This is a genomic window from Streptomyces sp. NPDC039462 (assembly GCF_055639375.1).
The window spans coordinates 1,063,421-1,081,360 of the sequence record NZ_JBVKAO010000001.1 but is presented as its reverse complement, the minus strand read 5'-3'; the positions used below and the strand labels follow the sequence as shown (position 1 = coordinate 1,081,360).

Genomic DNA, 17,940 nt, shown 5'->3' with positions numbered 1-17,940 from the left:
ACCCGGTGACATCACTCTGTCGCGGCCGCGCCGACGGGTCGATTACGTCACGGGTAATGCCGAGCGGGCCGCCGGGCAACCCGTACCGCCGCCGACGGGTGCCGCCCGCAACCCGTACGGCCGTCGTCGACGGGTGCGCCGCCGGTCCCGCCCCTACGTTCGGTGGGAGGCAGACCTAGGGAGCGCCACGGTGACAGAGACGACCGAGCCCGCCGCCGCCCTGCTGCGGGCGGGGAGGTTCTTCCGGCGCGGCACGGCCGCCCCCGACCTGCACAGCGTCCGGCTGACGGGCGGCCGGGACGCGGACGCCTTCTACCGGGACCGGTGGAGCCACGACAAGGTCGTGAACTCCACGCACGGCGTGAACTGCACGGGCTCCTGCCGCTGGAAGGTGTACGTCAAGGACGGCATCATCACGTGGGAGACGCAGGCCACGGACTATCCGAGCGTCGGCCCCGACCGCCCCGAGTACGAGCCGCGCGGCTGCCCGCGGGGCGCCGCGTTCTCCTGGTACACGTACTCCCCCACACGCGTGCGCTACCCGTACCTGCGCGGCGTCCTCGTCGACCTGTACCGGGAGGCGAAGGCGCGCCTGAAGGACCCGGTGCTCGCCTGGGCGGACATCCAGGGCGACCCGGAGCGTCGCCGCAGATACCAACAGGCCCGCGGCAAGGGCGGGTTGGTGCGGGCGACCTGGGACGAGGCCGTCGAGATCATCGCGGCCGCGCACGTGCACACCATCAAGACGCACGGCCCCGACCGGGTCGCGGGCTTCTCCCCCATTCCCGCGATGTCGATGGTGTCGCACGCGGCCGGCGCCCGCTTCATGAGCCTCATCGGCGCGCCGATGCTCTCCTTCTACGACTGGTACGCGGATCTTCCCGTCGCCTCGCCGCAGGTCTTCGGCGACCAGACCGACGTGCCGGAGTCGGGTGACTGGTGGGACGCCGCGTATCTGATGATGTGGGGCTCCAATGTGCCGGTGACCAGGACGCCCGACGCGCACTGGATGGCCGAGGCGCGCTATCGCGGCCAGAAGGTCGTGGTCGTGGCGCCCGACTACGCCGACAACGCGAAGTTCGCCGACGAGTGGCTGCACCCGCATCCGGGCACGGACGGCGCGCTGGCCATCGCGATGGGGCACGTGATCCTCAAGGAGTTCTTCGTCGACCGGCGGACGGAATTCTTCACGGACTATGTGCGCAGGTTCACCGATCTGCCCTTCCTGGTGACGCTGACGGAGCGCGACGGGGCGTACGTACCGGCGAAGTTCCTGCGCGCCGCCGACCTCGGCCAAGACACCGGGGACGGCGAGGGCGGCGACTGGAAGACGGTGGTGCTCGACGAGGCGACCGGGCGGCCGGCCGTCCCGAACGGCTCGCTGGGCTTCCGCTGGACGGACTCCGGCAAGGGCAGGTGGAATCTGGAGCTCGGCGACATCAAGCCGCTCCTGACCCTCCATGGCTCGGCGGTCGCGGCGGGCGTCGAGGTGCTGCTGCCACGCTTCGACACCGAGGGCGGCACGCACGGCCAGGGCCGTGGCGAGGTCGTGCGGCGCGGGGTCCCCGCCACCCGGCTGGGCGGGCAGGACGGGCCGCTGGTCACCACGGTCTTCGATCTGCTGCTCGCGCAGTACGGCGTCGGGCGCGAGGGGCTGCCGGGCACGTGGCCCACGTCGTACGAGGACGCCGCCACGCCCGGCACGCCCGCCTGGCAGGAGGTCCACACCTCCGTCCCCGCAGCGAAGTGCGTGAAGATCGCCCGCGAGTTCGCCGCGACGGCCGAGAAGTCGCGGGGCCGCTGCATGATCCTCATGGGGGCGGGGACCAACCACTGGTTCCACTCCGAGACGATCTACCGCTCCTTCCTCGCGCTGCTCCAGCTCACCGGCTGCCAGGGCCGCAACGGCGGCGGCTGGGCGCACTACGTCGGGCAGGAGAAGTGCCGCCCGAACACCGGCTGGGCCACGCTCGCGAGCGCCAACGACTGGAGCAGGCCGCCGCGGCAGATGATCGGCACCGCGTACTGGTTCCTCAACACCGACCAGTGGCGCTACGACAGGTTCGCGGCGGACGTGCTCTCCTCGCCGCTCGGCGAGGGCCGGTTCGCGGGGATGACGGGCGCCGACTGCCTGGCCCTCTCGGCACGGACCGGCTGGATGCCGTCGTACCCGACCTTCGACCGCAACTCGCTGGTTTTGGGTGAGACTTCGGGGGACTCGGGTGACCCCGTCGCGAACGTCGTCGACGAACTCCGCGCGGGCACGCTCAAGTTCGCCTGCGAGGATCCCGACGCCCCCGAGAACTGGCCGCGCGTCCTGACCCTGTGGCGCGCCAACCTCCTCGGCTCCTCCGCCAAGGGCGCCGAGTACTTCACGAAACACCTGCTCGGCACGCACTCGTCGCTGCGGGCGGAGGAGGCGGCCCCGGACGAGCGCCCGTTCACCGTCACGTGGCGCGACGAGGCGCCCGAGGGCAAGCTCGACCTGCTCGTCTCCCTCGACTTCCGCCAGACGTCGTCGACGCTGCTCTCCGACGTCGTCCTGCCCGCCGCCACCTGGTACGAGAAGCACGACCTGTCGACCACGGACATGCACCCCTACGTGCACTCCTTCACCCCGGCCGTCGACCCGCCCTGGCAGGCCCGCACCGACTTCGACACGTTCCGCGCCATCGCCGACCGGCTCAGCGAGCTGTCGGTGGACCACCTGGGCGTGCGCAAGGACCTCGTCGCGACCGCGCTCCAGCACGACACGCCGGGCGAGACCGCGCAGCCCGGCGGAGTCGTCCTCGACTGGCGCAAGGGCGAGTGCGAACCCGTGCCGGGCAGGACGATGCCGAACCTGGCGGTCGTGGAGCGCGACTACACCGCGATCGGCGCCAAATTCGCCTCGCTCGGCCCGCTCGTGGAGACGCTCGGGCTGCCGGTGAAGGGCATCACCTTCCAACCCGGCCAAGAGGTCGAGGAGTTGCGCGAGCGCAACGGCGTCGTGCGCGGCGGGCCCGCGGACGGCCGCCCCGCCCTGGACACGGCGGTGAAGGCCGCCAACACCATCCTCGCGCTGTCCGGCACGACGAACGGACGCCTCGCCACCCAGGGCTTCCACACCCTGGAGGCGCGCACCGGCCAGGAGATGGCGCACCTGGCCGCCGAGCACGAGGGCAAGCGCATCACGTACGCCGACACGCAGGCCGCGCCCGTGCCGGTGATCACCTCGCCGGAGTGGAGCGGCAGCGAGTCGGGCGGGCGCAGGTACACGGCGTTCACGCTCAACACCGAGCACCTCAAGCCCTGGCACACCCTCACCGGACGCCAGCACTTCTTCATCGACCACGACTGGATGCACGAGCTCGGCGAGGCGATGCCCGTCTACCGGCCGCCGCTGGACATGAACCGGCTCTTCGGCGAGCCGCGGCTCGGCCCGGACGGGGAACGGGAGGTGACGGTCCGTTACCTCACGCCGCACAACAAGTGGTCGATCCACTCCGAGTACCAGGACAACCTCTTCATGCTGTCCCTCTCGCGCGGCGGCCAGTGCGTCTGGATGGCGCCGCAGGACGCGGACGCGATCGGCGTGAAGGACAACGACTGGATCGAGGCCGTCAACCGGAACGGTGTGGTGGTGGCGCGCGCGATCGTCTCGCACCGCATGCCGGCCGGCACGGTCTACATGCACCACGCGCAGGAACGCACCGTGAACGTCCCCAAGGCGGAGACCACCGGCAAGCGCGGCGGCATCCACAACTCCCTGACCCGCCTCATCCTCAAACCGTCCCATCTCATCGGCGGCTACGCGCAGTTGTCGTGGGCCTTCAACTATCTGGGCCCGACGGGGAACCAGCGCGACGAGGTCACCGTCATCCGCCGCCGCTCGCAGGATGTGGAGTACTGACATGCCCCGTGCCGAAGGCACCATCGGACGCTGTATGGCCCAGATCGCGATGGTGATGAACCTCGACAAGTGCATCGGGTGTCACACCTGCTCCGTCACCTGCAAGCAGGCGTGGACCAACCGCGACGGCATGGAGTACGTCTGGTTCAACAACGTCGAGACCCGGCCCGGGCAGGGCTATCCGCGCCGCTACGAGGACCAGGAGAAGTGGCGCGGCGGCTGGGAGCTGAACAAGCGGGGCGCCCTGAAGCTGAAGAACGGCGGCCGGGTCAAGTCGCTCCTGGAGATCTTCTCCAACCCCAAGCTCCCGGAGATCAAGGACTACTACGAGCCCTGGACGTACGAGTACCGGAACCTCACCGACGCCCCGCTCGGCGACGACTACCCGGTGGCCGAACCCCGCTCCCTGATCAGCGGCAAGCCCATGAAGATCGAGTGGTCGTCGAACTGGGACGACAACCTCGGCGGCGCCACCGAGCACGGCGACCTCGACCCGATGGTCGCCAAGACCCGCCAACAGGTCGCGGACAAGGTGAAGTTCAGCTTCGAGCAGACCTTCATGTTCTATCTGCCCCGCATCTGCGAGCACTGCCTGAACCCGTCGTGCGTGGCGTCCTGCCCGTCCGGTGCGATGTACAAGCGGTCGGAGGACGGCATCGTCCTCGTCGACCAGGACCACTGCCGCGGCTGGCGCAAGTGCGTGACCGGCTGCCCGTACAAGAAGGTCTACTTCAACCACCGCACCGGCAAGGCCGAGAAGTGCACCCTGTGCTATCCGCGCGTCGAGGTCGGCCTGCCGACCGTCTGCTCGGAGACGTGCGTGGGCCGGCTGCGCTACCTCGGGGTGATCCTGTACGACGCGGACAAGGTGACGGCGGCGGCGAGCGAGCCCGACGACCACAAGTTGTACGACGCCCAGCTGGACGTGTTCCTCGATCCCGATGACCCCGAGGTGCGGCGTGCGGCGGAGCGGGACGGGATCTCGTACGACTGGATCGAGGCGGCGCGTCGCTCCCCCGTGCACGCGCTGATCAGCAAGTACAAGGTGGCGCTCCCGCTGCACCCGGAGTACCGCACCATGCCGATGGTCTGGTACATCCCGCCGCTCTCCCCGGTGGTCGACGCGCTGACGGAGACCGGCCACGACGGCGAGGACCTGGGCAATCTCTTCGGCGCCATCGACACGCTGCGCATCCCCCTCGAATACCTCGCGGAGATCTTCACCGCCGGGGACGTGGGGCCCGTGCGGTCCTCCCTGGAGAAGCTGGCGGCGATGCGGGCCCACATGCGGGCCATCAACCTCGGTGACGAGCCGGACGGTGCGACCGCGGCGGCGGTGGGGATGACGGGGCCGGAGATCGAGGAGATGTACCGGCTCCTGGCGATCGCGAAGTACGAGGACCGGTACGTCATCCCGACCGCGGCCGTCGCCGACGCTCGGCGGCTCGAGGAGTCCGCGCTGCCCGAGGGCTCGAACTCGTGCAGCCTCGACTACGAGGACGGTCCCGGGATGGGCGGCGACGGGCCGTTCGGCCAGGACTCCGGCCGCAGGCAGCTGCCGCTCGTCACCATCGAGAACTTCCACACGCTGCGGGCCAGGCAGACCGCCGACGAACAGCCCAGCGCGGTCGAGAAGGCCCATGCGCCCAAGGAGGACGAGACGTGACCCGGCACGCGGTGCTGTACCAGGCGGCGGCGCTCTGCCTGGCCTATCCGGACGACGAGTTCCACGCGCGGCTGCCGCTGCTGCGGGCGGCCGCGCCCGCGGAGCTGCACGGTTTCCTGGCGTACGCCTCGGCCGCCGAGCCGCGCGAGCTCGCCGCGCACTACGTCCAGGTCTTCGACTTCAAGAACCGCCACAGCCTGTATCTGAGCTGGTGGCGGGAGGGCGACACGCGGCGGCGCGGCATGGCCCTGGTCCGCTTCAAGGAGGTCTACCGCGAGCACGGCCTGGACTTCACCGGCGAGGAGCTGCCGGACTTCCTGCCTGCGGTCCTGGAGTTCTCGGCACACGCGGGCCCGGTGCTCCTGAACGAGCACCGCGGCGGCCTTGAGCTGCTGCGGATCGCACTCGCCGACTTCGGCACCCCCTACGCGGCGGTCGTCGAGGCGGTGTGCGCGACGCTGCCGGGCCCCTCGCCCAAGGACCGCGCGGAGGCGCTGGCGCTGGCCCGCTCCGGGCCGCCGCGCGAGGAGGTCGGGCTCCAGCCCTTCGCACTCGTCGGGGAGGTCCCCTCGTGAAGACACTGCTGTGGGGCGTGCTCCCCTACCTGGCCCTCGTCCTGCTCGTCGCGGGCACGATCTGGCGCTATCGCTACGACAAGTTCGGCTGGACGACCCGCTCCTCCCAGGTCTACGAGTCCAAGCTCCTGAACATCGCATCGCCGATGTTCCACTACGGCATCCTCTTCGTGCTCGTGGGCCATCTGGTCGGGCTGTTCCTGCCGGAGTCGTGGACGGAGAAGGCGGGCCTGAGCGAACACACGTACCACCTGTTCTCGCTGTACGGCGGCACGGCGGCCGGAGTCCTCCTCGTCCTCGGCATCCTGCTGCTGCTCTACCGGCGGCGGACCAACACGCCGGTGTTCCGGGCCACGACCGCCAACGACAAGCTGATGTACCTGGTGCTGTTCGCGGCGATCGTGCTCGGCATGGTGGCGAAGCTGATGCATGCCTCCGGCGACGGCTACAACTATCGTGCGTCGATCGCCCCCTGGGCCCGCAGCCTGTTCACGCTCCAGCCGGACATCGACCGGATGACGGGCGTACCGCTGCTGTACGAGATCCACGCGGTGGTCGGAATGGTGCTGTTCGCGCTGGTGCCGTTCACCCGGCTCGTCCACATGTTCAGCGCCCCGCTCCAGTACCTCTTCCGGCCGTACGTCGTCTACCGCAGCCGGGATCCGGAGCGGCTGGGCGCGCGGCCGGAGCGGCGGGGCTGGGAACGGACGGGGTCCTGAGCCCATCCGCTCCCCTGCCTCTGATCCCATCCGCTCCCGGGTCGCCTACGGGGTGCCGTCCTTCTTCTGGTCGTCATCGTCCACGATCTCGGCGTCCACCACGCTGTCCTCCGCGGCGGCGTCCGCGGCGTCCTCCGTGGGCGTCCGCGGCGTCTGCGCCTGTTCCTGGGCGCCGCCGTCGGAAGCCGCGTACATCGCCTGGCCCATCTTCTGGCTGACCGCGGCCAGCTTCTCCGCGCCCGTGCGCAGGGCCGTCGTGTCGTCGGCCCGGTTCTTCAGGAGGTCCTTCAACTCGTCCGATGCCGCCTCCACTTCGGTCCTCGTGTCCGCCGGCACACGCTCGCCGTTCTCGCGGAGGAACCGCTCCGTCTGGTAGACGAGCTGTTCCGCCTGGTTGCGGACCTCCGCCGCCTCGCGGCGTTTGCGGTCCTCCTCCGCGTGTTCCTCGGCCTCCCGCACCATGCGGTTGATGTCGTCCTTGGGCAACGCGGAACCGCCGGTCACCGTCATGCGCTGCTCGCGTCCCGTGGCCTGGTCCTTCGCCGAGACGTGCATGATTCCGTTGGCGTCGATGTCGAAGGTGACCTCGATCTTGGGGACGCCGCGCGGCGCGGGCGGCAGGCCTGTCAGGTCGAAGACGCCGAGCTTCTTGTTGTACGCGGCGATCTCCCGCTCGCCCTGGAAGACCTGGATGCCGACCGAGGGCTGGTTGTCCTCGGCGGTGGAGAAGGTCTCCGAACGCTTCGTGGGGATCGTGGTGTTGCGCTCGATCAGCTTCGTCATGATGCCGCCCTTGGTCTCGATGCCGAGGGAGAGCGGGGTCACGTCGAGCAGGAGCACGTCCTTGACGTCGCCGCGGATCACACCGGCCTGGAGGGCCGCGCCGAGCGCCACCACCTCGTCCGGGTTGACGCCCTTGTGCGGGTCCTTGCCGGTGAGCTCCCTGACCAGGTCCGTGACCGCGGGCATCCGGGTGGAGCCGCCGACCAGGATCACGTGGTCCACGGCGGAGAGCTTGACGCCCGCGTCCTTCACCGCCTGGTGGAAGGGCTCCTTGCAGCGGTCGAGGAGGTCGGCGGTCAGCTCCTGGAACTGGGCGCGCGTCAATTTCTCCGCCAGGTGCAGCGGGCCTTCCGAGGAGGCCGTGATGTAGGGCAGGTTGATGTCCGTCTCGCTCGACGAGGACAGCTCGATCTTCGCCTTCTCGGCGCCCTCGCGCAGGCGTTGGAGCGCCATCTTGTCCTTGCCGAGGTCCACGCCGTGCCCGTTCTTGAACTGTCGCACCAGGTAGTCGACGATCCGCTGGTCCCAGTCGTCGCCGCCGAGCTGCGTGTCACCGTTGGTGGCCTTCACCTCGATGACGCCCTCGCCCATCTCAAGGAGCGACACGTCGAAGGTGCCGCCGCCGAGGTCGAAGACCAGGACGGTCTGGTCGTCGCCCTTGTCGAGGCCGTAGGCGAGGGCCGCCGCGGTCGGTTCGTTGATGATGCGCAGGACGTTCAGCCCCGCGATCTCGCCGGCCTCCTTGGTGGCCTGGCGCTGGGTGTCGTCGAAGTACGCGGGGACGGTGACCACCGCGTCCGTGACGTCCTCGCCGAGATAGGCCTCGGCGTCGCGCTTCAGCTTCTGCAGGACGCGCGCGGAGAGCTCCTGCGCGGTGTAGCGGGTGCCGTCCACGGAGCCGCTCTCCGGGAAGCGCCAGCCGCTGTCGCCCATGTGGCGTTTGACGGAGCGCGCGGTGCGCTCCACGTTGGTGACCGCCTGCCGCTTGGCGACCTCACCCACCAGGACGTCGCCGTTCTTCGCGAAGGCGACGACGGAGGGCGTGGTGCGCGCGCCCTCCGCGTTGGCGACGACGGTGGGCTCACCGCCCTCCAGCACGGCCACCACTGAGTTCGTCGTCCCGAGATCGATCCCGACCGCACGTGCCATGGTCCAGTCCCTTCCGCCGCGAGCTCACGTCCCCCGTTTCCCGGTCTACTCCGCTCTCCATCACAAAACTTGAGCGGGCTGATGTCAATGCCGCACGCGACAATGCCGCCACCCCGACAGGGGCGACGGCATCGTCAACTGCGGCTTCGTCAGGCCAGCTTGGCCGAAAGCGTGATGGTCGTACCCGTCAGGGCCTGGCTCACCGGGCAGCCGTCCTTGGCCTTCTCGGCGGCCTCGACGAAGGCGGCCTCGTCGATACCGGGCACGACGCCCTCGACGGTGAGGTGGATGCCGGTGATGCCGGTGCCGGGCTGCAGGGTCACGTCGGCGGACGTGGTGAGCCGGGTGGGCGGGTTGCCGGCACCGGTCAGGGTGTGCGACAGGGCCATGGAGAAGCAGCTGGAGTGCGCGGCGGCGATGAGCTCCTCCGGGCTGGTCTTGCCGTTCGCCTCCTCGGCGCGCGACGGCCAGGACACCGCCTGCTCCCCGATGCCGGAGGAGTCGAAGGTGACGGTGCCCGAGCCCTCCGTCAGAGAGCCTTCCCAGACGGTGTGCGCGGAACGGGTGGTAGCCACGATGCAGTTCCCTTCAGTGCGGATCCGTGATCGGATTTTCCGTTGCCACCATCCGATCACACTCGGGATGAAAACGGGGCGTGCGGTGCCCTCGTGCGGCGTGCGATGGCCGAAGCGGCCCGTTCAGGGCTTCCGGGCCACCGCCCCGTTCAGGGCTTGCGGGCCACCGCCCCGTTCAGGGCTTGCGGGCCACCGCCCCGTACATCGCGATCGCCGCGTCGTCGATGCCGTCCTGCAAGGGGCCAGGACGCCACTTGTGCACCTGGGTGACGCCCGGGTCCAGGAGGTCCATGCCCTCGAACAGGGCGGTGGCGGTCGACAGGTCGCGGAGCGCCATGGGCATGCCCTGCCGCTCGTACTCCTCGGCCACCCGGCCGACCTCTTCGGGCGCGAAGTCGGCGGTGCCGATCGTCATGGCCAGGAAGCTGCCCGACGGGAGCGGTTCCAGCAGGCGCCGCACGAGGCGTCGGTCGTCCGGCGGCAGGATGAAGTGCAGTATGCCGATGATCATCAGGCCGACCGGCTCGTCCAGGTCCACCAGGGCGCGGAACTCGGCGCTGTCCAGGATGGCGTCCGGGTCGTGCATGTCGGCGTCGACGTAGGCGGTCGCCCCCTCCGGCGAGCTCTGCAGGAGAGCGCGGGCGTGGGCCAGGACGATCGGGTCGTTGTCGACGTAGACCACGCGGGACTCCGGCGCCACGCCCTGCACGACCTCGTGCAGGTTGGGGGCGGTGGGCAGGCCGGTGCCGATGTCGAGGAACTGCCGGACGCCGTGCTCCTGGGCGAGGAACCGCCCGGCACGGTGCATGAACCGCCGGTTCTCCAGCATGTGCACGGGCAGCGCCGGCCAGTGCCTGCACATGGCGTCACCCGCCTCGACGTCGACAAGGTAGTGGTCCTTGCCGCCCAGGATGTAGTCGTACACCCGCGCCGAATGTGCCGTCGAGGTGTCGATCCGATCCCCTGCGCTGTGCATCGGCAACTCCGCTTCTCACCAGTGACATTGAACTGCGAACGGTATGCCCGGCCGGAAATCGACCGACGCGATGTCGCCACGTCGGATACGAGCCGCCGGGCGCCCGGCCGGCACCCGGGGGGTGTTCGAGTCGAGGGTGCAGGTGCGCGTCCGCCGATACGAACACGTTGTGTGGGCCGCCGCGCCACAGGGGCGTCTGAGGTGCGGGAACAAGCACGTGGCGGGGGTCCTATGGCCGGAATGGCAACTGGGCAAGGCGCGTCCGCGGTGACACTTTGAGGCCCCCTCGCGGACGACGGCGAGGAGATCCTCTCAGGGGGTATGGCCATGCGCATCAACTACTCGGACCGCGGTCCGTCGCCACTCGAACCGGAGAAGCCCGGAGCCGCGGGTGACCGGGACTCGACCTTCGGCTGGTGGGGGGCCTTCAGCATCCAGAAGTTCGTCAACCAGTCGCCGCTCTACCACACGCACGCCGACGCCACCGGCTGGCTGGCGTACCTCCAGCAGTTCTACGACCGCAACTTCTGGTTCGCCGACGGCGGCGCCCAGGTGTGGGCGTACGAGGAGACGTACGACAACTGGCAGGACCGCTACGGCATGGACGCCGTCTGCGCCGTCTACCACTCGGGCCACGGCGGCATGGACGGCAACGGCGTGTTCTTCGCGCCGCTCGGCGCGGCCTGGGACGGCCGCAGCGACGCCGTATCCAACCGGATGGCGCTCGGCAACGAGAAGGCGAACTACGTCTTCTGGTCGACCTGCGACTCGCTGAAGGTCACCGGGGGGCACTCGCCTATCCGTACGTGGGCCGGGCCCAACATCGGCTTCCGCATGATCTTCGGGTTCGAGACCGTCAGCATCGACAGCCCGGACTACGGCAAGAAGTTCTGGGAGAAGTGGCGGGCCGGGCAGACGTTCTGCGACGCCTGGCTCAACGCCAGCTGGGACATCTACCACGGCCAGGCGCCGTCGGTGTGCGCGGTCGGCGCCACCCAGGCCGAGGCCACCAACCGCCTCAACACCGAGCGGAACTTCTTCCGCGAGCACGTGCCGGACAACTGGTACGCGTGGCGCTGGTACTACGCGCGCGAAGGCGTCAGGGAGCCGCTCACCCAGCTCCCCGGGCAGCACCAGATCGTCCAGCTTGCGCCCCGCGACCCGAGCGCCGAACTCGGCAAGCTGGGGCAGCTGGCCGACTTCCCGTCGGCGGCGCTGCAGGAGGTGCAGGTCGACGAGCTCGGCGTGCTCAACGCGACCTCCGGAGACCGCGTCATCTCCACGGGGCCGGAGGGCGTCCGCTGGGTCAGGCTCGCCGAGCCCAACCACCGCAACACCCAGCAGCTGCCCACCGAGCGGGCGGTCGAGGCGGCCCGCACGGTCGCCGAGCGGTACGCCGAGGGCGCCGAGCTGGTCGTCGACAGCGTGCACGACCTGATGCAGAACTCCGGGACGAAGGACGGCTCCGAGGTCGGGCGCCCGGTGACGCTGCAGACGCACGTGACGTTCCGGCAGGTCTTCGACGGCGTGCCCGTCATCACGCCGGGGCAGGGCCTGATCCGCGTCGGGCTCGACAACGACGGCACGGCCGTCCAGGCCGAGATCGCCACCCGCCGGACCACCGGCATCACGCGTGAGCCGAGCACCGAGATCTCGCCGCCCCCGCCCAAGGGCGGCAAGGCCACGGCGGCGCCGCTGGAGCGCGACCCGCGCAAGGCCCTCGACGCGGCGCAGCGCAAGCTCCTCGCGCAGCTCGCGACGGTCACCGCCGACGATCCGGCGCAGGCCGCGACGGCGGCACGGGCGCCCCAGGTCAGCGACGTCCCCGGCACCTTCGAGGTCGGCTATGAGCTGGAGGGCAACGAGGCGTACCCCGCGGCCCGCAAGCTGATCGAGATCGGCTCGCAGGGCAGCATGTTCAAGACACGCCGCTGGGTCGTCGCGCCGCTGGCGAGGTAGTCCCGCTCAGTGGTTCACGGTGGCGGCCCGCTGCTTGCGGGCCGCCATCCACGCGTAGACGAGCACACCGACGAAGAGGAACAGCACGCCCTGGTAGACGGCCGCGTAGCCGGACCCGGCGACCAGCCACATGGAGAACGCGAACGCGACGCCCGCGAGGACGCCGTCCCGCACCAGACGGCCGCGGTGGACGCGCTCGCGCTGCCCGGAGACCAGGAAGTAGATCTGCGCGGCGGTGGCGAGGAGATAGGGCACGGTCGCCGTGAACGTGGTGATCAGGACGAGGGACTCGAAGACCCCGCCGGAGCCCGCCGTGTAGTTGTAGACGGTGAGCAGCGAGGCGAGGACGACGGTGACGAGGACGCCGACGGTCGGCACGCCGCGCTTCTTCCGCCCGAACGCGCTCGGGAAGAGCCCGTCCTGGGCGGCCGCGTACGGCGTCTGCGCGCTGAGCAGCGTCCAGCCGTTGAGGGCGCCGACCATCGAGACCAGCGCGGCGCAGGCGACCGCGGTGCCGCCCCAGGAGCCGCCGAACATCACGTCGACGGCGTCGGAGAACGGCGCGGTGGAGGAGACCAGCTTGTCGTGCGCGACCGTCCCGAAGACGGCGAGGGTGCCGAGCAGGTAGACGAGGGCGGCGCCGAGGGTGCCGAGGATGGTGGCGCGGCCGACGTTGCGCCGCGGGTCGCGGACCTCGCCGGCGCTGACGGCGGCCGACTCGACGCCCAGGTAGGAGAAGAGCAGGATCGCGGCGGCCGCCGAGACGGCGCCCAGCGGACTGTCGTCGCTTGCCCGGAACGCCCCGAGGTTGGCGCTGTCGAAGAAGAAGAGGCCGCCGACCGCGACGAGCAGCAGCGGCAGGAACTTCAGGACGGTGGCGACCAGCTGGACGGCCCCGACGTACCGCGTGCCCGCGAAATTCGCGAGGGCGGGCAGGAGTTGCAGAACCAGCGCGGCCAGGCAGGCGGTCCACTTGTGGTCGTTGACGGGGACGAGGACGTCCAGGTATCCGACGGCGGCGACGGCGAGGGCCGCGTTGCTCACCCAGGTGGTGATCCAGTACGACCAGGCGGCCAGGAAGCCCGCGAAGTCGCCGAAGGCCGCGCGGGCGTAGACGTACGGGCCGCCGGTGCGCGGGTCGCGCTCGGCGAGCCGCCCGAAGACGAGGGCGAGCGCGATGGCCCCGGCGGTCAGCACGGCGAAGGCGACCAGGCTGATGGTGCCGAACGGGGCGACGGAGGCCGGGAGCAGGAAGATGCCGCCGCCGATGATGTTCCCCATGACGAGGCACGTGGCGATCGGAAGCCCGAAGCGGCGGGCGTGCTTGCTCGGCGCCTGCGCCGGTTCTCCCTGGTCGGGGGCCGGATCCGACGGTGCAACGGTTCCGGTGTCGTGCATGGGGTGGTGCGCCTCTCGTCGTGCCCGGCGCCCGGGATCGCCGGGCGCAAGACATGGTCGGGCACCGCGGACGCTGATCCAAATCAGTGTGTTTTGTCCTGCGCGGCGTGGTCGGACGCCGCAAAAGCTGTGTCGTCCGGGGTGTCGAACAAGGAATCGTTCACGTCGACGGCCACGGGTATCTGCGGCCCGTGGGCCTCCCCCAGCCAGCGCCGCAGCACCTGGTGGACCTGCTCGGCGCCGACCAGCTCCGCGCCGTCCTGCACCGGGTCGGTGAGCACGAGCGGCGACAGCAGGAAGGGCCGGGACTGCGCCCCGCCGAGCCCGCCGTGCGAGCCGATCTGCTCCTCGAAGGCGAGCACCTCGCCCTCCTCCGGGTCGTACCAGGAGTTGACCATGATGTCGGCGGTGTGCGGAAAGCCGTCGGTGCGCCGGACGGCCTCCGCGGCGCCGGGACCGAAGTCGGCGAGCGGCCCGAGCTCGGCGGGGTCCTCGTCCAGATACACCTCGGCACCGCGTGCCCCGAGCACGACCGGGCCCCGCTCCGCGCTCCGTACGAGCAGGAAGCCGATGCCCGGGTGGTTGGCGAGGGTGGGGAGCAGTGCCGGGTGGCGGCGGTCGATCTCCTCGCGGGTCATGCGGTGCCGGACGTCGGGGAACGAGACGAGTCCGAGGTTGCCGGAGGCCAGCACGATCGGCTCGGCGCGGCGGACCGGACGGCGCTCCTCGGCGCCCTCCTCGACGGGCCGGCGCAGGGCGGCCCGCACGGCCGAGCGGGCCTCGGCGCCGCTGTGCGTGCGCTGCGCCTTGCGCGGCACAGGCAGCCCGCAGCCGGCCCGGACCAGGTCGGCGAGGGTGAGGCCGTAGCGGGCGCGGAACGTCTCGCCGGGGCTCTGCCCGTGGTCGGAGAGCACCACGATCCGGTAGGCGCGCGGCGCGTGCTCGGCGACCTGGTCGAGCAGCGCGAGCGACCGGTCGAGCCGCCGCAGGACCTTCTCGACGTCTTTCCCCGACGGCCCGGAGTGGTGCGCCACTTCGTCGTACGCGACGAGGTCGGCGTAGACCGCGCTGCGCCCGGCGAGCATGTCCCCGATGACGGCGGCGACCACGACGTCGCGCTCGACGACGGTCGCGAAGGCGCGGATGAACGGGTAGAGGCCGCCGCGGGAGACCCGCGGGCGGGTCTTCCTGAAGCGGGCGCGGGTGGACTCGCCGATCTCCCGGAAGACCTCGGCGACGAAGGAGAGGGCGGTGCGGACGGCGTTGGCGGGGTCGGAGAAGTACGCGAAGTACCCGGCCCGGGACCGGTTCTCCTTGCCCCGTCGGGCCGCCACGGACAGGACGAGGGCGAGCTGGTCCGCGCCGCCGCTGAACAGGTTGCCGCGGCTCGCGCCGTCGACGGTGAGGAGCCCGCCGTCCCCGGTGCGCGCGACGGCCCGGCGCTGCAGTTCGACGGCGGAGGCGGGCCGGTTGCTCACCATGACCTCGCCGGTGTCCTTCTCGTACCACCGGAAGGCGGGCACGTCGTGGTTGGAGCCGTGCAGGATGCCGAGCTGGCTGGCGCCGGTCTGGCTGGACCAGTCGGTGCGCCAGGGCGTGAGCCGGTGCGTCGCGGGCCCGGCGGCCCCGGCGTCGCCGAGCCAGCGGGCGACGGTGGGCATGAGTCCCTTGGCGACGGCGGCCGTGAGGACGTCGTGGCCGACGCCGTCGAGCTGGATGAAGACGGTGCCGGGTCCCGCGGGCCCCGGGCTCCCGTCGCCGCGCCTGCGCCGCCGGTCCGCGAGCCGGTACAGCCTGCGCCGGTAGGCGTCGTCGTCCCGCACGGCGAGGGCGCCGCCGGTGGCCGAGGCGACGGCGGACATCACCGCGGCGACGACGACGGCGGTCTCCGCGCCCGCCTCGCCGCGGCCCTCGGGGATGAGGCTCAGGGCGAGCAGCAGCAGCGATCCGTTGAGGAAGAACGCGAGCAGTCCGAGCACGAGCGCGGGCACGAGCAGCAGGGCGCGGACCAGCAGGGGCCACACCAGCGCGGAGAGCAGACCGAAGGCGCCGGCGCCGAGGGCGGCGGTGACCGCGATGCGGGTGGCGCTGTCGTCGTCGCCGGACTGAAGCTTGAAGTCCGGCAGGATGCCGGCGAGCACGAGCATCGTCAGCGTGCTGACGGCCCACACGGCGACCACACGCCACAGAGCGCTGCCGACCCGCCGCCATCGCCCTTGCCCCACGCCCAGCCCTTTCACCAACCCCGGATTTCGGCCACCAGCGTGTCACAACCCGCCGCACTGCGACGGAGGCGGCGGTGGGGCTCGGGTGGGGGGGTGGGGGTCAGCGGCCGTCGTAGCCCGCTGTGGGCATCGACAGTCTCCGGTGCACGCTCGCCTTCATCTGGGAGTCGTACGCCGGCTCGGCGAGGCCCGCCGTCTCGATGCGCACGCCCCGCCGCCCGCACTCCGCGGTGAACTCGTCCGCGGATCTCAGCGCCAGCTCCAGGACCCTGCGGCTCGGCACGACGAAGAGGTCCACGAGGCCGGCCTCGACGTCGCCCCACAACATGTCGTGGTCGGCGCGCAGTCCTCGTACGACGAGTTCGCGGGTGATCACGTACCCCCGCGCGGCGGCCCACCGCGCGCACATCGCGTGCTGGCTGCGCGAGTCGACCAGGAAGGGGTCGGCCTCCAGCTCCTCCAGGGGCGTCAGACTGGCGATCGCCGCGACGCGCACGGCGGCGGTGCGGCCCACGGCATCCTCCACGGCGTCCCCCTGACCTTCGGTCTCAGCCGCTGACCCTACTCCTGGCCGTAGGCTCGGAGACAGTCGCACGAAGGAGGAACGGGTGCCCGTCGAGGTCACATGGTGGGGTCACGCCACTTGTACGGTCGAGGACTCGGGCGTCCGCGTACTGACCGATCCGCTCTTCGCCCGCCGTCTGGCGCATCTGCGGCGCCGCAGGGGCGCACTTCCGCCGCCGCACGCCGCGGTCGCGGACGTCGTGCTCCTTTCGCATCTGCACGCCGACCATCTGCATGTACCGTCGCTCGCCCGGCTCGTGCCCGGCACCCGTGCGCTGGTCCCGCGCGGGACGGCGCGGTCGGTGCCGGGTCTGGCCCGCCGACTGCCGAATCTGCGCTTCACCGAGGTCGTGCCGGGCGACGAGGTCCCGGTCGGCGATGTCGTCGTACGGGTGGTGTCCGCACTGCACGACGGGCGGCGGCTGCCCGTCGGCCCGCACCGGTCGCCCGCCCTCGGCTATGTGGTGGACGGTGAGGCGCGCACGTACTTCGCCGGGGACACCGGGCTGTTCGACGGGATGGCCGATGAGGTGGGCCCCGTCGACGTGGCGCTGCTGCCCGTCGGCGGCTGGGGCCCCTATCTCGGCCACGGGCATCTGGACGCGCGCCGGGCCGCAGAGGCGCTGGCCCGGATCGCGCCGCGCAGCGCGGTCCCTGTGCACTACGGGACGTACTGGCCGATAGGCATGGACGCCGTCCGTCCGCACGAGTTCCACACGCCGGGCCACGAGTTCGTACGGCAGGCGGCCCGGCTCGCCCCCGAGGTGGCCGTGCACCGGCTCGCGCACGGGGAGAGCGTGCAGCCGGAGGTGTCCAGGTGATGCTCGCCGCGGCGGTCCATGTGACGCCGGAGAGTACGCAGCAGGCGGTCGGCTATCCGTCGCTGTTCCTCCTCGTGGTGATCGGCGCGCTGGTCCCGGTGGTGCCGACGGGCGCGCTGGTCAGTTCGGCGGCGGTGGTGGCCTTCCATCAGACGGCGCCGTTCGCGCTGCTGGTGGTCTTCGGCGTCGCGGCGCTCGCGGCGTTTCTCGGGGACATGGCCCTGTACTGGCTCGGGCGGCGCGGCATGCGCTCGAAGAACGGGTCGCGCTGGCTGGCGGCGATCCGTGACCGTGCGCCGGAGGAGCGGCTCGCGCAGGCGCAGGCCAAGCTGGCGGACCACGGCGTGATGGTCCTCGTCCTGTCGCGGCTCGTCCCCGCGGGCCGGATACCGGTGATGCTGGCGTGCCTGATGGCGAAGATGCCGCTGCGTCAGTTCGCCCGCGGGGACGTGCCGGCGTGCCTCGCGTGGGCGGTGACGTACCAGCTGATCGGCATCCTGGGCGGGTCCCTCTTCAAGGAGCCGTGGGAGGGCGTGGCGGTGGCGGTGGCGCTGACGGTGCTGATCAGTGTGGCGCCGTCCCTGTGGCGCAAAATCCGGCGGGCCCCGGCATAGCCGCCGGGACGGGGTCCCCGGGGC

The 17,940-nt window shown here is 71.2% G+C and carries 13 protein-coding genes; 7 read left to right on the top strand and 6 right to left on the bottom strand.

Annotated features, from left to right (window positions below; translation table 11 throughout):
* The first annotated feature begins 190 nt into the window (after nt 1-190).
* The 4 genes from ACZ7LU_RS04575 to narI are packed head-to-tail and all read left to right on the top strand — an operon-like array spanning nt 191 to nt 6,852.
* On the top strand, nt 191-3,892 hold the full coding sequence (locus ACZ7LU_RS04575) for a nitrate reductase subunit alpha (protein WP_471915667.1): 3,702 nt from the start codon (nt 191-193) through the stop codon (nt 3,890-3,892).
* A 1-nt stretch (nt 3,893) separates the two neighbouring features.
* Nucleotides 3,894-5,558 (top strand): nitrate reductase subunit beta, encoded by a 1,665-nt coding sequence (narH, locus tag ACZ7LU_RS04570; protein ID WP_471915666.1) that lies wholly within the window; start codon nt 3,894-3,896, stop codon nt 5,556-5,558.
* Entirely contained in the window at nt 5,555-6,133 is a 579-nt protein-coding gene (narJ, locus tag ACZ7LU_RS04565; RefSeq protein WP_471915665.1) for a nitrate reductase molybdenum cofactor assembly chaperone, read from the top strand. Before narH ends, narJ begins: the two co-directional genes overlap by 4 nt.
* Nucleotides 6,130-6,852 carry a respiratory nitrate reductase subunit gamma gene (gene narI, locus ACZ7LU_RS04560; protein WP_468557609.1) on the top strand — a complete coding sequence of 241 codons (723 nt, stop codon included), beginning with the start codon at nt 6,130-6,132 and terminating at the stop codon, nt 6,850-6,852. The genes narJ and narI overlap by 4 nt, the downstream gene beginning before the upstream one ends.
* Nucleotides 6,853-6,897: 45 nt before the next feature.
* On the opposite strand, the gene dnaK is transcribed toward narI, so the two are convergent.
* The 3 genes from dnaK to ACZ7LU_RS04545 form a co-directional block, all read right to left on the bottom strand.
* Nucleotides 6,898-8,784 carry a molecular chaperone DnaK gene (dnaK, locus tag ACZ7LU_RS04555; protein WP_471915664.1) on the bottom strand — a complete coding sequence of 629 codons (1,887 nt, stop codon included), beginning with the start codon at nt 8,782-8,784 and terminating at the stop codon, nt 6,898-6,900.
* 149 nt (nt 8,785-8,933) lie between these two features.
* The gene (locus ACZ7LU_RS04550) at nt 8,934-9,359 is read right to left on the bottom strand and encodes an OsmC family protein (protein WP_398299603.1); all 426 of its coding nucleotides are present in this window, start codon (nt 9,357-9,359) and stop codon (nt 8,934-8,936) included.
* Between the two features lie 175 nt (nt 9,360-9,534).
* On the bottom strand, nt 9,535-10,335 hold the full coding sequence (locus ACZ7LU_RS04545) for an SAM-dependent methyltransferase (protein ID WP_398299604.1): 801 nt from the start codon (nt 10,333-10,335) through the stop codon (nt 9,535-9,537).
* A gap of 327 nt (nt 10,336-10,662) precedes the next feature.
* Here ACZ7LU_RS04545 and ACZ7LU_RS04540 point away from each other — a divergent pair, with 327 nt between their 5' ends.
* A complete protein-coding gene (locus ACZ7LU_RS04540) occupies nt 10,663-12,294 on the top strand; it encodes a DUF6345 domain-containing protein (RefSeq protein WP_471150569.1) in 1,632 nt (543 codons plus the stop codon).
* Between the two features lie 6 nt (nt 12,295-12,300).
* Here the strand turns inward: ACZ7LU_RS04540 and ACZ7LU_RS04535 are convergent, their stop codons facing one another.
* From ACZ7LU_RS04535 to ACZ7LU_RS04525, 3 genes are all read right to left on the bottom strand, one after another.
* Nucleotides 12,301-13,692: an amino acid permease gene (locus ACZ7LU_RS04535; RefSeq protein ID WP_398299608.1), complete on the bottom strand. Its 1,392-nt coding sequence runs from the start codon at nt 13,690-13,692 to the stop codon at nt 12,301-12,303.
* An 83-nt stretch (nt 13,693-13,775) separates the two neighbouring features.
* Nucleotides 13,776-15,917 (bottom strand): phage holin family protein, encoded by a 2,142-nt coding sequence (locus ACZ7LU_RS04530; RefSeq protein WP_471915663.1) that lies wholly within the window; start codon nt 15,915-15,917, stop codon nt 13,776-13,778.
* A 100-nt stretch (nt 15,918-16,017) separates the two neighbouring features.
* Nucleotides 16,018-16,443, bottom strand: a complete 426-nt coding sequence (locus ACZ7LU_RS04525; protein ID WP_468086284.1) for a hypothetical protein — start codon at nt 16,441-16,443, stop codon at nt 16,018-16,020.
* An 82-nt stretch (nt 16,444-16,525) separates the two neighbouring features.
* Between ACZ7LU_RS04525 and ACZ7LU_RS04520 the strand changes: the two genes are divergently transcribed.
* Nucleotides 16,526-17,302 (top strand): MBL fold metallo-hydrolase, encoded by a 777-nt coding sequence (locus ACZ7LU_RS04520; protein ID WP_468557597.1) that lies wholly within the window; start codon nt 16,526-16,528, stop codon nt 17,300-17,302.
* A complete protein-coding gene (locus tag ACZ7LU_RS04515; RefSeq protein WP_468086645.1) occupies nt 17,302-17,916 on the top strand; it encodes a DedA family protein in 615 nt (204 codons plus the stop codon). Before ACZ7LU_RS04520 ends, ACZ7LU_RS04515 begins: the two co-directional genes overlap by 1 nt.
* Nucleotides 17,917-17,940 lie beyond the last annotated feature (24 nt).

What these genes read in the sequence shown, in the direction of transcription:
- ACZ7LU_RS04540 (WP_471150569.1), top strand. Translation starts at nt 10,663, where the DNA reads ATGCGCATCAACTACTCGGACCGCGGTCCGTCGCCACTCGAACCGGAG.
- ACZ7LU_RS04535 (WP_398299608.1), bottom strand. Translation starts at nt 13,692, where the DNA reads ATGCACGACACCGGAACCGTTGCACCGTCGGATCCGGCCCCCGACCAG.
- ACZ7LU_RS04545 (WP_398299604.1), bottom strand. Translation starts at nt 10,335, where the DNA reads ATGCACAGCGCAGGGGATCGGATCGACACCTCGACGGCACATTCGGCG.
- dnaK (WP_471915664.1), bottom strand. Translation starts at nt 8,784, where the DNA reads ATGGCACGTGCGGTCGGGATCGATCTCGGGACGACGAACTCAGTGGTG.
- narH (WP_471915666.1), top strand. Translation starts at nt 3,894, where the DNA reads ATGCCCCGTGCCGAAGGCACCATCGGACGCTGTATGGCCCAGATCGCG.
- ACZ7LU_RS04515 (WP_468086645.1), top strand. Translation starts at nt 17,302, where the DNA reads ATGCTCGCCGCGGCGGTCCATGTGACGCCGGAGAGTACGCAGCAGGCG.